This is a genomic window from Salinigranum sp., assembly GCF_041641895.1.
Taxonomy (GTDB): Archaea; Halobacteriota; Halobacteria; order Halobacteriales; family Haloferacaceae; genus Salinigranum.
The window spans coordinates 1-12,255 of sequence record NZ_JBEPXO010000104.1; the positions used below are offsets into that span (position 1 = coordinate 1).

12 protein-coding genes and 1 tRNA gene are annotated in these 12,255 nt (G+C 67.7%); 9 read left to right on the forward strand and 4 right to left on the reverse strand.

Going from position 1 to position 12,255, the window contains the following annotated elements; all coding sequences use genetic code 11:
* The first annotated feature begins 43 nt into the window (after nt 1-43).
* Entirely contained in the window at nt 44-862 is an 819-nt protein-coding gene (gene hisF / locus ACESK5_RS17115) for an imidazole glycerol phosphate synthase subunit HisF (protein WP_372912791.1), read from the forward strand.
* A gap of 110 nt (nt 863-972) precedes the next feature.
* On the opposite strand, the gene ACESK5_RS17120 is transcribed toward hisF, so the two are convergent.
* From ACESK5_RS17120 to ACESK5_RS17135, 4 genes are all read right to left on the reverse strand, one after another.
* A complete protein-coding gene (locus ACESK5_RS17120) occupies nt 973-1,257 on the reverse strand; it encodes a DNA-directed RNA polymerase subunit L (protein ID WP_372912793.1) in 285 nt (94 codons plus the stop codon).
* Nucleotides 1,258-1,341: 84 nt separating this feature from the next.
* Nucleotides 1,342-2,352, reverse strand: a complete 1,011-nt coding sequence (locus ACESK5_RS17125; RefSeq protein WP_372912794.1) for an MBL fold metallo-hydrolase — start codon at nt 2,350-2,352, stop codon at nt 1,342-1,344.
* A gap of 456 nt (nt 2,353-2,808) precedes the next feature.
* Nucleotides 2,809-3,438 carry a uracil-DNA glycosylase family protein gene (locus ACESK5_RS17130; protein ID WP_372912795.1) on the reverse strand — a complete coding sequence of 210 codons (630 nt, stop codon included), beginning with the start codon at nt 3,436-3,438 and terminating at the stop codon, nt 2,809-2,811.
* Nucleotides 3,439-3,627: 189 nt separating this feature from the next.
* Nucleotides 3,628-4,131, reverse strand: a complete 504-nt coding sequence (locus tag ACESK5_RS17135; RefSeq protein WP_372912796.1) for a DUF5793 family protein — start codon at nt 4,129-4,131, stop codon at nt 3,628-3,630.
* Between the two features lie 86 nt (nt 4,132-4,217).
* Between ACESK5_RS17135 and ACESK5_RS17140 the strand changes: the two genes are divergently transcribed.
* The 8 genes from ACESK5_RS17140 to ACESK5_RS17175 all read left to right on the forward strand — a co-directional run bounded on the left by ACESK5_RS17140 (nt 4,218) and on the right by ACESK5_RS17175 (nt 11,967).
* Nucleotides 4,218-4,721 (forward strand): hypothetical protein, encoded by a 504-nt coding sequence (locus ACESK5_RS17140; RefSeq protein WP_372912797.1) that lies wholly within the window; start codon nt 4,218-4,220, stop codon nt 4,719-4,721.
* Between the two features lie 111 nt (nt 4,722-4,832).
* A complete protein-coding gene (locus ACESK5_RS17145) occupies nt 4,833-6,494 on the forward strand; it encodes a type II/IV secretion system ATPase subunit (RefSeq protein ID WP_372912798.1) in 1,662 nt (553 codons plus the stop codon).
* 4 nt (nt 6,495-6,498) lie between these two features.
* The gene (locus ACESK5_RS17150) at nt 6,499-8,682 is read left to right on the forward strand and encodes a type II secretion system F family protein (RefSeq protein WP_372912799.1); all 2,184 of its coding nucleotides are present in this window, start codon (nt 6,499-6,501) and stop codon (nt 8,680-8,682) included.
* A gap of 56 nt (nt 8,683-8,738) precedes the next feature.
* Entirely contained in the window at nt 8,739-9,404 is a 666-nt protein-coding gene (locus ACESK5_RS17155) for a class I SAM-dependent methyltransferase (protein ID WP_372912800.1), read from the forward strand.
* Nucleotides 9,405-9,554: 150 nt separating this feature from the next.
* The gene (locus ACESK5_RS17160) at nt 9,555-10,571 is read left to right on the forward strand and encodes an NAD(P)/FAD-dependent oxidoreductase (protein ID WP_372912801.1); all 1,017 of its coding nucleotides are present in this window, start codon (nt 9,555-9,557) and stop codon (nt 10,569-10,571) included.
* Between the two features lie 193 nt (nt 10,572-10,764).
* A tRNA-Gly gene (locus ACESK5_RS17165) sits at nt 10,765-10,835 on the forward strand.
* Between the two features lie 514 nt (nt 10,836-11,349).
* Nucleotides 11,350-11,649 (forward strand): hypothetical protein, encoded by a 300-nt coding sequence (locus ACESK5_RS17170; protein ID WP_372912802.1) that lies wholly within the window; start codon nt 11,350-11,352, stop codon nt 11,647-11,649.
* 108 nt (nt 11,650-11,757) lie between these two features.
* Nucleotides 11,758-11,967, forward strand: a complete 210-nt coding sequence (locus ACESK5_RS17175; RefSeq protein WP_372912803.1) for a YwbE family protein — start codon at nt 11,758-11,760, stop codon at nt 11,965-11,967.
* Nucleotides 11,968-12,255 lie beyond the last annotated feature (288 nt).

The window sequence follows — 12,255 nt, forward strand, 5'->3', positions numbered from 1 at the left end:
AGACGAAACCGTCAAACCCGGTCCCGGTGACTCTCTGGTACGAATGCTCACGAAGCGAATCATCCCCTGCATCGACGTCGACCTCGACGACGAGGGGAACGCGGCCGTCTACACGGGCGTCAACTTCGAGGACCTCAAGTACACCGGCGACCCCGTCGAGATGGCCAAACGGTACAACGAGGCGGGTGCCGACGAGTTCGTCTTCCTCGACATCACCGCGAGCGCCGAAGGGAGAGAGACGATGCTCGACACGGTCTCGAGCGTCGCGGACGAGGTGTTCATTCCGCTGACGGTGGGCGGCGGCATCCGGACCCGCGAGGACATCAAGGAGACGCTCCGGGCGGGCGCGGACAAGGTGTCGATAAACACCGCCGCCCTGGAGGAGCCCGCCCTCATCGACGAGGGGGCACGCGCGTTCGGGTCACAGTGTATCGTCATCTCCGTCGACGCACGCCGCCGGTACGACGAGGCGGGAGAACACTACGAGCAGATCGACGGCGAGTCCTGCTGGTTCGAGTGCACGGTCAAGGGCGGCCGCGAGGGGACCGGTGTCGACGTCGTCGAGTGGGCGACGGAGGCCGAATCAAGGGGTGCGGGAGAACTGTTCGTCAACAGCATCGACACCGACGGGACGAAAGACGGCTACGACATCCCGCTCACCCGCGCCGTCTGCGACGCCGTCTCCACGCCGGTCATCGCCTCGTCGGGGTGTGGCGGGCCGGAACACGCCTACGAGGTGTTCACCGAGGCGAACGCCGACGCGGCGCTCGCGGCCTCCATCTTCCACTTCGACGAGTACACCGTCCGCGAGGTCAAGGAGTACCTCGCCGAACGCGACGTCCCGGTCAGACTCGAAGACTGAGCGGTCCTGTCGGGTCCCGTCGGTGAGCGCGTCCGCTCACGCGGGTCGACGCGACGGGTCTGTTCGGCCGAGAGGCGTGACGCAGGACAGAGAGACGGGGGCCGAGTCGCTCAGAGTGCGGCCTCGAAGGCCTCGCGGAAGTCGGTCGTCATCTCCTGGCCGCGGCCGGCCGCGTCGGCGAGTGCGTCGAGGGGGTCGACGCCCGGTTCGGTCTTCAGTGTGAGAATCGGTTCGGTCTGTCCACCGGACTGTTCGGGGTTGACGTCGTAGGTAGCCGCGGCGACGCCCGGCGTCTCCAGGAGACTGCCCTTGAGGACGTTCATGAACGTGTGGTCCTCGCCGGCAATCTCGAGGCGGAGTTGTTCGTCCGTCTTGTCGATGACCCGCAGTTCCATACCCTCTCGTTTTCCGGTGATGCGTTTCAACGTTTCGTGTCCAGTCGCTCCGGGCCCGTCGCGACCGGCCCGCGGCGCTCCGCGCTAGAGGACAGGGAACAGCGACGCCACGTCCACGTCGGCGTCGACGAGTCGGTACTGGTGACCGTCGCGCTCGACGACGCTGGCGGCCGCGAGGTGGTCGAGGTGAGCCCACGCCTCGCCGGGGCCGTGCAGGATGTGGATTCGCTCCAGCGTCCCGAAGAGGTGTGCCGAGACGGTCCAGACGTCGCAGGGACCGTGTTCGTCGAGGACGTCGACGACGCGGCGCGTCCGTTCGCGGTGGTGGTCGATAATCGCCCGGGCCCGGTCGGCGGGCGCGTCGATGGGCTCTCGGTGACCGGGCCACGCTCGACGCCACCCGGCGTCGACGACCCGTCCGAGGCTCTCGACGTACTGCTGGAGCGGCGCGTCGACGCGGAGGTCCGCACCGCCGACGTTCGGCGTGTACTTCGGGAGGACCGCGTCGCCGACGAACGCGTCCGTCTCCTCCCCACGCTCGAATTCGAAGCCGCACAGGCCGGCGGCGTGTCCCGGGAGGTGGACGACCGTGAGGTCGACGCCGCCGACGCGGAGTCGGTCGCCGTCCTCGAACGGAGTGACGTCGACCGGGTCGCCGCGCGCGTCGGCGTGGGTGTCGACGAACGACCGCAGCGCCGTCCGCGACTCGTCGGGGATCTGCCACTCCTCGAACCGTCGCTCCTCGAGGGTGTGGTACGCGTCCCACGCCGCCTCGGAGCGCGAAACGAGGTCGGCGTCGGCGGCGTGGACGTGGACCGTCGCCCCGCTCTCGGCCTGAATCGCCCCGGCGAGTCCCGCGTGGTCGGCGTGCCAGTGGGTGAGGACGACGTCGGAGACGTCGGCGAACCCGAGGCCGAGGTCACGGAGTCCCGCTTCGAGTTCCGCTCTGGTCTCCGGGACGTCGACTCCGGCGTCGACGAGCGCGACGTCCGTGTCCGTCTGAAGCACGTAGACGTCGTTCTTCCCCTCGAAGACCGTGTTCCCCAGCTGGACGCGTCGGACCTCGGGGTCCGCCGAAGGCGAGTCCGTGGACATACCCCTTCTCACCAGGGGGGCGTAATGAGTGTTTCACTGGTCGGTGGCGTGGACCCGGAGCGGGGGACTCGGAACGGCGAGAGAACGATGCGGTGCGGTCGGACGACCGAAGGCAAACGGGGACCGCAGTCGAGCGGGCCCCGGACTGACCAAGCCACTGCGAGGAGCACCAGTCCTGCAGGTGCCTGACGCGCCCGGCGGCATGTGACACCACGCGCGTCATTCCCCTATTGCAGAGATGTATTCAAAAGCTTGGTGCTCGCGCCAATTACAACCATTATCACGCTCTCGAGTACTATATTGTTTGCACGAGACGGCCGAAGAACTGGATAATGGCAGATGACAACGTATCTCACATGGTCGTTCGTGGACGATTCGGGGCGTGGGGTTCCCGACTGTCGACGCGCGGGGGGTCGTCCCGTCGACGAGAGACGGTGCCGTCGGGACGGCGCGGCGTCACCGGACGTGGTACGGCTGGTCGCCGGCGAGGAACCGTCCGAGGTCGACCTCACGGCGGTAGTCGGTCCGCTGGAGTTCGCGGAGGCCGTCGACGAGACGGCCGTGGTCGTCGTCCGTCCAGTCGGCCGGGTCGAGGACGGGGACGACGAGGAACCCGGTACCCAGAATCTCGGTGCCGTGGACGGCCGCGAGGTCGATTCCCTCGTCGACCGGTCGCGCCGTGTGGTTCCGGAAGACGTACGCCGTCGCCCGTTCGCCGACGGGGACGAGGACGTGCGCTGCGATGGCGCGGAGTTCGGCGTCGAGGTATCGTTCGAGGTCCGCGTAGGCCGCCTCCGTCGGGACGTCGCCCTCGGGGACGCACATGTGGAGGTACGAGAGGTAGGTCCTGTCGACGGTCGGTTCGTCGCCCGTCGCCTCGAGGAGTCCCGCCTCGGCGAGCGCCGCCTGGAGTCGGTAGCCTGCCTCGTTGGTGAACGGGACACCGGTGTCGGCGCCACCGTGGACGCCGGGGTGGTCGCCGACGACGTGAAAGTGCGCGTTGGCGTCGCCGTAGCCCGGAACGAAGCGGGCACAGTCCGGCCGCATCCCGAAGGGGTTCCTCGTCCGGTCCGTGACGTTCTTCACGCGAACCCGTACGAACGGTGACCGTTAAACCGCCGCGGTTTCGTCCGACTGCGACGAGGGCCGGGGCCGGACGAACCGGAGACGAGAGCCGAGTGTGGGACCGGAGACGACCGGAGAACGAACGGGCGGACGCGGACGACGATGGGTCGGGAGGCCGGCGGTCGGACGGGAGGGCGGTGGGACGGGGGGTTACAGTTCGACGCCGGAGGGGATGAGACTCTCCGAACGGAGGAGTTTGCCGTCGGCGTCGTAGACGAGGAACGTCTGTTTCTCGTAGACGACGAGGTCCTCGCCGTCGAGCGTTATCTCGACCCGGTAGCGCCCGTCGTCCGCGTCGGCGTGGCGGCCGTACTCCCGGGCGGCCTTGATGAACCGGAAGACGTTCTCGGCCGACTCGTTGAGTTCGAGGATGAAGTCACCGGTCACCCGGTTCGTGACACCGACGACGCCGGTCGATTCCTCGTCGTCGCCGTCGCCGTCGCTGTCGCCCTCCCCGTCGAGTCCGTCGACCAGACGGAAGGCGACATCCGTCTCTGCCGCGGAGAGGAGGTCGCCGTCGGCGGTAGAGAGGCGCTCTGTGAGTGTGTCGTGCGGCCCGTGGAAATCGATGCGTACCAGCGGCTGCTGGGGCGTTCCGCCTTCGTCGACCCAGTCGACGTCGTGGACGTCCAACGTGAAGTAATCGCGCCTCATTCGACAGACGGGACTAAGGTATGCCGCCGTATGAACGTAACGCCCCGTCCCGACAGCTTTTTTCGCTCTCGACGTGGCCTCCGGGTATGGTCTGGGTCCGCTCCGAGTACGCCGGGGAACTCGCCGTGTTGTCGACGTGGCTGTCGGCGTTCATCCCGTGGAACGTGATGCTCTCCTCGGTCGCCGGTGGGAGCGTGCTGTTCGTCCGCTTCCCCTTCGTGCAGGTCCGGTACGCCTACGGCGTGCCGTTCGCCGAGGGGACGGTGATACTCGACCCGCTGTCCGCCATCTCGTTTCAGGCCGGCAACTCCATCGCCGTCGCCTACCAGGCGTGGGCCGTCGGGGCGGGCGTCTTCGCCCTCGCGCTCGTCTTCTCGGTCGTCTACTACCTCGCCGAGGAGCGCGTCGAGGCGCTCCCCGTCGACCCCGTCCGGGTCGTCGGCGCGCTCCTCGGGGTGACCGGCGTCGTCCTCGCCGCCGCGACGTTCCTGCTCTTCACCCGCGGCTTCCCCGGCGTCCCCATCCCGCTCGGCGTCGTGTTCTTCCTCCTCTTCGGGGGCGTGTTGCTCACCATCGACCGGACCGACTGACGGGGGACGACCGGACCGACTACTCACCCCCTCAATCTCACCGCTGAGAAGGCCGGACGAACGTTTTTATGTCCGGTGCGCCGACCTCACCACCTGTATCAGGAGTCCGTAATGTCTCGGCACGCAACAGAGGAGGAGAGGGACGACGCGGCATCACCAGCGGACGGTATCGTGGGGCCGCTCGACGGACTGCGACACGGCGTCCGACAGGCGCTCGGGATGGTCGGCCTGGGCGGGTTCAAGTATCGTCCGTTGCGGCCGTCGACGGACGGCCCGCTGAGCGAGTTCTCGCTCCCCCCCGGTCACGAGGAGGTGGAACGCTACTGGGTGAACGCGCCGTACACGTACGTCGTCGTCAGCTACGACGAGGAGGCGAGCGAACACCAGTACAACGTGGTCGAACCGGACCTCGGCGAGTTCGGGACGACGCTCCTCGAACGGGTCCGGCGCGACATCCGAGAGCCACTGCTGTACCGGGACGCGACCGACGAACTCGGCGCGGGTGCGCTCAGAGACGAACTGGTGTCGCTCCTCGACGAGTACGGCGTCGACATCGACGTGGGGACGTTCCACGCGCTGTGGTACTACCTCGTCCGCGACTTCCTCGGGTACGACCGGGTCACGCCGCTGATGGACGACCCCCACATCGAGGACATCTCGTGTGACGGCTACGACCTCCCCATCTTCGTCTACCACAGCGGCTACACCGACATCGAGACGAACGTCACGTTCGGACAGAAGGAACTCGACAACTACGTCGTCCGCCTGGCTCAGCGGTCGGGGCGGCACGTCAGCGTCGGCGACCCCGTCGTCGGCACCACGCTCCCGAACGGGTCGCGTGCGGAGTTGGCCCTGGGCGAGGAGGTCACCCCCCGTGGGTCGGCGTTCACGCTCCGGATGTACGCCGACGAACCGTTCACGCCCATCGACCTCATCGACTACGGCACCTTCTCGGTCGAGCAGATGGCGTATCTGTGGCTCTGTATCGAGAACAACCGCTCGCTCATCTTCGCCGGCGGGACGGCCTCGGGGAAGACGACGTCGATGAACGCGGTGTCGATGTTCATCCCGCCGCGGTCGAAGGTGCTGACCATCGAGGACACCCGCGAACTGACGCTGTACCACGACAACTGGCTCTCCTCGGTGACCCGGACCCGACTCCACGAGGGAGCGGACATCGACATGTACGACCTCCTCCGCTCGGCGCTCAGACACCGTCCCGAGTTCATCATCGTCGGCGAGGTGCGCGGCGAGGAGGCCGTGACGCTGTTCCAGGCGATGAACACCGGCCACACGACGTTCTCGACGATGCACGCCGACAGCGTCGAGACGGTCATCAACCGACTGGAGAACGAACCTATCAACGTCCCGCGCGCGATGGTGCAGTCGCTGGACTTGCTCTGTGTGCAGACGCTCACGCGGTTCGACGGCGAACGGGTCCGGCGCTCGAAGGGTATCGGCGAAATCGGCGGCATCGACCAGCGGACGGGCGAACTCGACTACTCGAACGCCTTCGCGTGGAACGCGGAGACGGACAGTTTCGACCGCTTCGACAGCACGCTCCTCGACGAGATTCGCGACGACCGGGGCTGGACGCAGACGGAACTCCGGCGGGAGCTACGGAACCGCGAGCGGTTCCTCCGCTTCCTCGCCGACCGCGGGGTGAACGACTACCGGACGTTCACGGCGCTCGTCAACGAGTACTACGTCCACCCGGACCGCGTCATCCAGCGGGTCGAGGAGGCTCACGAGACGGAGGTCCCGGCGGAGTAGCGTCATGCTCCACCTCCTCGTCCCACTCGTCTGCGTCCTCGGACTCGTCACGTTCCTCGTCGTCACGTTCGTCGACCACCGTGTCGACCGGCTCCTCACGCGAGCGAGTCTCAGGCTGTTCGGGTCACTCCTCGGACGCGAGGGCCGTCGCCGTCGGCGGGAGGTGGAACGTATGCGCGCCGCGCACGTCGGCCAGACCCACGGTCGCTTCGCCTCGCGGACGCTGTTCGTCGCGGCTTCACTGGGGTTCGTCGGCTCCGTCCTGACCGTCTACGCCGTCGGGTCCGTGCTCGTCCTCATGGACGTCAGCCCGACCGACCTCACGGGGACGTTCACCGGTTCGCTCGGCGTGACGATCCCCCCGGGGCTTCGGGGTCTCCTCCCCTCGGTCCTCGCGTTCTTCTCGGGAACCGACAGCGTCGCGCAGGTGACGCTCCTCGGTCTGATAGTCGTCCTGGTCGTCGCCGGGGTGACGCTCGGGGTGCCGGCGGCGGCCCTCGGCTACCAGGCCCGCTGGCTCTACCTCGACCAGGTGGCGAACGCGCGGGCGAACCGCATCGACACGACGCTCCCGCGGACCGTCGCGTTCATCTACGCGCTGTCGCGCTCCGGGATGCCGTTCCCGACGGTGCTCGAGACGCTCGCGGCGAACCGCGAGGTGTACGGCGAAGCCGCAGAGGAGTTCGCCGTCGTCGTCCGCGACACGAACACGTTCGGGACCGACGTCATCACCGCGCTCGAAGACACCGCGAGACGGACTCCGAGCGACGGCCTCGAGGAGTTCGCCGAGAACCTCGCGAGCGTTCTCGGCTCCGGGCGGGCGCTCTCGTCGTTCCTCCACGAACAGTACGAGCGCTACCAGGACGAAATCGCCGCCCAGCAGCAGACGTATCTCGAACTGCTCGAGACGTTCGCGGAGATATACGTGACCGTCCTCGTCGCCGGGCCGCTCTTCTTCATCACGGTGCTGGTGGTCATCGGCCTCGTCATCTCCGACACCCTCCCCCTGATTCAGGTCGTCACCTATCTGGGTATCCCTCTCGCGAGCATCGCGTTCATCGTCTACATCGACAGCATCACGGACTCGCTCCGGGCGTCGAGCTGGCAGAGTGACCTCGACGTCGACAGTGAGGCGACGGACGAAGGGCTCCTCGCGCACGCGAGGGCACCCACAGCGACCGACGGCGGAACCGTCGACGCCGGAGGGGTGCGCAAGGCGCAGAACTACGCTCGCCTCCGCGCGTACGACCGCACGGCGGCGCTCCGGGCGTGGCTCGACGACCCGAAGGCGAAGATACTGGCCAACCCGCTCGTCACGCTGTACTTCACGGTCCCCATCGCCCTCGTGTGGGTCGCGCTCACGTTCGACCGGACGGTCGCGCTCTCTGCCGGCGCCGCGAGCACACAGGGGTTGCAGGCGTACCGCGTCGTCGACGTCGTCGACGAGCCACTGGTCGAGGCGGCGTTGCTCGTCATGGGGCTGCTGTCGCTCATCTACGAGCTTCGGAAGCGGACCTATCGGGACATCGAGAACGCGACGCCCGACTTCCTCGACCGGATGGCGAGCGTCAACGAGGCCGGACTCACGGTCGTCTCGAGTATCAAGCGCGTCTCGCAGACCGACCTCGGTGCGCTCGGGACCGAACTGCGACGAGCACACCGCGACATCGAGTGGGGTGCGGACGTGGCGAGCGCGCTCCGGCGCATGGCCAACCGGACGCGGGCACCGATGCTCACCCGGTCGGTCGCGCTCGTCACCAACGCGATGGGCGCCAGCGGCGACATCTCTCCTGTCCTGCGAATCGCGGCCAACGAGACCGAGGACACGCGGTCGCTCCGGGAGGAACGCCGCCAGCAGATGCTGACCTACCTCGTCGTCATCTACGTCTCCTTCTTCGTCTTCCTCGGCATCATCGTCGCGCTCACCGTCTCGTTCATCCCCGCCATCGAGTCGGCGAGTCAGAGCGCCGCGTTCTCGGGCGGCTCGGCCGTCTCCACCGGCGTCTTCTCCAGCCTCGGAACGGTCGACACCGACGCGTACTCGCTCCTGTTCTTCCACGTCACGCTCGTGCAGGGAGTGTTCTCGGGCCTCATCGCCGGCCAGCTCGGAGAGGGGAGCGTCACCGACGGCCTCAAACACGCCACGCTCCTCGTGTTCGTCACCTACGTGGTGTTCCTTCTCGTCTGAGCGCCCGCCTGGGAGCCGAGGAACGGGTTTTTGACGCCGCTCCGCGGAGTCGACACATGGACGGCGACGTGGCCGACACAGCCCGGACCTACGACCGAATCGCGTCACACTTCGCGGCGACTCGCGAGTACGCCTGGCCCGAAGTCGAGACGTTCCTCGACGGGCGACGCGGACGGGTCGCACTCGACGTCGGCTGTGGGAACGGACGACACACCGAACTCCTGGCCGACCGCGCACCGCGAGTCGTCGGTATCGACGTCAGCCGCGGGCTACTCGATGAGGCGCGCGCCCGCGCTGCGGAGCGCGGGTTCGACGCGGCGTTCCTGCAGGGCGACGCCGCCGCGCTCCCCCTGTGCGCGGGGACGGTCGACCTCGCGGTGTACGTCGCGACCCTCCACCACCTCGCGCCTCGTGCGCGCCGCATCGCGAGCCTCGACGAACTCGCACGGGTCCTCGCGGCAGAGGGGCGGGCGGTCGTGAGCGCGTGGTCGACGGTCCACGACCGGTTCGCCGACCGGGAGAGCGGGGGCGGCGAGGCGGGGTTCGACACCACCGTCGACTGGACGCTCCCCGGCGGCGAGACCGTTCCCCGGTTCTACCACATCTACGCGCCCGAGGAGTTCCGCGCCGACCTCGACGCCTCGCGGCTCGTCGCTCACGACGTGTTCGTCTCCAGCGGGAACTGCTACGCCGTCGTCGGTGTGGACGAGCGGCGAGGTTGAGTCCGGGCGCGAGGACGGGCGGCGGACCGTCTGGAACGTCGCGGGGCGACCACTGGCCCGGGTGCGTGTGCATCGACAACACACACCGGGTGGATTCCCCCGACGCACGAACGTCCGACGTTTATCTTTCCGCAGTCCAAGGAGAGAGTGATGACCGACTCGCCCACCGCAGAGGAGTTCGAGGTCGTCGTCGTCGGCGGCGGTCCCGCCGGCCTGACCTCGGCGCTGTACACGACGCGACTAGGCCACGACACCGCGCTCGTCGACCGCGGTGGCGGGCGCGCAGCGATGATGCTCGACACGCACAACGTCATCGGCGTCCCCGAATCCGTGTCGGGCAACGAGTTCCTCCAGACCGCCCGCGACCAGTTGGAGGCGTACGGCACCTCGCTGATCCGTGACTTCGTCACCGACGTCGAGCGAACCGACGACGGTCGGTTCCGCCTCGCCGGGAACGACGGGGCGTACCTCGCCGACCGTGTCGTCCTCGCCACGGGGTTCAACGACGAACGCCCCGACCCGCCGCTCCCGCGAACGGGCCGTGGCCTCCACTACTGCCTGCACTGTGACGCGTACATGTTCGTCGACGAGTCGGTGTACGTGATGGGCCACTCCGACTCCGCGGCGTACGTGGCGATGATCATGCTCAACTTCACCGACGAAGTCGACATCCTCCTCCGGGGTGAGGAGCCGACGTGGAGCGACGAGACCGACCGACTGGTCCGCGCGCACCCCGTCGACGTCGTCGAGGAGGACGTCGTCGGCCTCACGAAGGACGACGACGGCTGGCTGGAGAGCTTCGAGTTCGAAGACGGCAGCGTCCGGGAGTACCGGGGCGGGTTCGCGATGTACGGCTCGAACTACAACACCGGCCTCGCAGAGCAGCTCGGGGTCGACCTGAACGACGACGGCACCGTCGACGTCGACGACCACGGGCGGACGAGCGTCGACGGAGTGTACGCCGTCGGCGACACCGTCCCCGGCCACAACCAGATTCCCGTGGCGATGGGAATGGGCGCGAAGGCCGGCATCGCCATCCACATGGAACTCCGGGAGTTCCCCAAGTCGCTGGAGGAAATCGAAAGCGAAGGACCGGTCGACGGCGAGTCCGTCCCCTCCATGTCGGACGACCTGCGCGAGACGGCGCGAGCACACGGCGACGACTGACCCGACCCGGAACCCCGTTCGCTCCGGTGGTGTCGCGAGACGCGGGCGAGGAGCGAGTCGCGGGGTCGCATCCACGTACCGCACTCCGCGGCGAGTAACGTAAGGTCCTTATTCCGGGGTAGGGTACGAAGGAAGTGAACGCCGGTGGCGAGCGGTTCCGACGGAGTCGCGAGCCTCGGTGTGAGTGAAGCGAGCGCCGGTGGTCTAGTGGTAGGACCTGAGCCTTCCAAGCTCATGGCCCGGGTTCGAATCCCGGCCGGCGCATACCGTCTCGAACGCCAGTGAGAGCCGTGTCCGTGCGACGTGATTTGAATCAGAGAGCATCGCGAGCGGAGCGAGCAAAGCGCCCGTGGGCCAAATCCCGGCCGGCGAACTCTGCGAGAGACGGACGTGACGAGCGAACGCGCCCCCGAGGAGACGGAGTGGAGACGTGTGCTTGCGAGTGACAGGAATACCTGTTTCGGGAGGCGTCCCGTACTACGCTACATGCCCCACTCCTCGTGTCCCAGATGTGGATACTGGCTGGCACCGAGGGTGGGCCTCGACGTCCGGGGCGGGGACGTCGTGGAACAGTTCGAGTGTCACGAGTGTGGCCGCGAGTGGGCGGACCAGATTCTGTAGGCGCTCTCCCGTCGGAGTCGAGAGCCGTCACGGGGAGCGTGGGGTGGTGTATGGTCGCGTTCTCACTGCGTCCGTCCCGCCGGACACCCCGGCTCGACGCACCAAAATCCTGTCGACCAGAATACACAAGTGCGTCCCGACAGTAGGCGACGTACCGATGTCATCTGACGAAGACGCCGAGAGACGTCACGCGTCGAACCCGACGCTCGCCCGGAGCGTCATCGAGGACCGCGGCGGCTACCCCGCACACGAACCGAAGAGCGAGGGACAGGGCGACCACGGACTGCTCCGCGTCAGCCTCGTCGGCGAGGACGAGGACCTGAAGGAGATCTCCTGGGAGGAGTTCGAGTCCGAGTTCGAAGCGAAGGAACTCGAACTCGTCTACTCCGACGACGGGACGGCCATCGTCGACGGCAAGTCGATGTTCCTCCAGCCACGCGAGACAGACGACGAGTGAGTCGCGGTGTCCGGTGCGTCCCGAGAGCGCGGCCGACGCCGAGCGGAGTCGAGTTCCGCGAACCGTCGTGACAAGAGATTTTTTCGTCGCCGTCGAGTAGTGGGTGGCGTGGCTGACGACCTGCCGAGCCGTGACGACATCGCACGCGGACAGACAGTCGAAATCGTCCAGGAGCAGGACGGCCACCCGGGCGACCCCATCGTCGGCGACGTGTCGACGGTGTTGACCGACGAGCACACCCACCCCGGTGGCATCAAGGTAGAACTCGAATCCGGTGTCGTCGGCCGCGTCAAGCAGACGGACCCCGAAGATGCGTGACCCTCACGCCCCCGTGCCGACCGCTCCGGAGGCGGCCGGGGCCGTGAGGGCTGTCAGACGCCGGCCGATCGCGTAGCAGTCAGGGGCGCTCGGCGGAACCCGCCGTCGGCCGGTCGACGTAGTCGTCGGTTCCCGGCCGCGTCGACTGCGGAACGCGGCACGAGGGCGACGGCCACCGCCGAACCTACAGAGAGTGGGGAGCGGTCGGCACGCCGGTCGATACATTCCCAAGCCCCTATCACGCACCGCGGTGATGCTGCGCGTATGAGCCACGAGCAACCACAACGT

Coding starts and splice junctions, on each gene's coding strand:
- hisF (WP_372912791.1), top strand. CDS start 44: ATGCTCACGAAGCGAATCATCCCCTGCATCGACGTCGACCTCGACGAC.
- ACESK5_RS17120 (WP_372912793.1), bottom strand. CDS start 1,257: ATGGAACTGCGGGTCATCGACAAGACGGACGAACAACTCCGCCTCGAG.
- ACESK5_RS17125 (WP_372912794.1), bottom strand. CDS start 2,352: ATGTCCACGGACTCGCCTTCGGCGGACCCCGAGGTCCGACGCGTCCAG.
- ACESK5_RS17135 (WP_372912796.1), bottom strand. CDS start 4,131: ATGAGGCGCGATTACTTCACGTTGGACGTCCACGACGTCGACTGGGTC.
- ACESK5_RS17140 (WP_372912797.1), top strand. CDS start 4,218: ATGGTCTGGGTCCGCTCCGAGTACGCCGGGGAACTCGCCGTGTTGTCG.
- ACESK5_RS17145 (WP_372912798.1), top strand. CDS start 4,833: ATGTCTCGGCACGCAACAGAGGAGGAGAGGGACGACGCGGCATCACCA.
- ACESK5_RS17150 (WP_372912799.1), top strand. CDS start 6,499: ATGCTCCACCTCCTCGTCCCACTCGTCTGCGTCCTCGGACTCGTCACG.
- ACESK5_RS17155 (WP_372912800.1), top strand. CDS start 8,739: ATGGACGGCGACGTGGCCGACACAGCCCGGACCTACGACCGAATCGCG.
- ACESK5_RS17160 (WP_372912801.1), top strand. CDS start 9,555: ATGACCGACTCGCCCACCGCAGAGGAGTTCGAGGTCGTCGTCGTCGGC.
- ACESK5_RS17170 (WP_372912802.1), top strand. CDS start 11,350: ATGTCATCTGACGAAGACGCCGAGAGACGTCACGCGTCGAACCCGACG.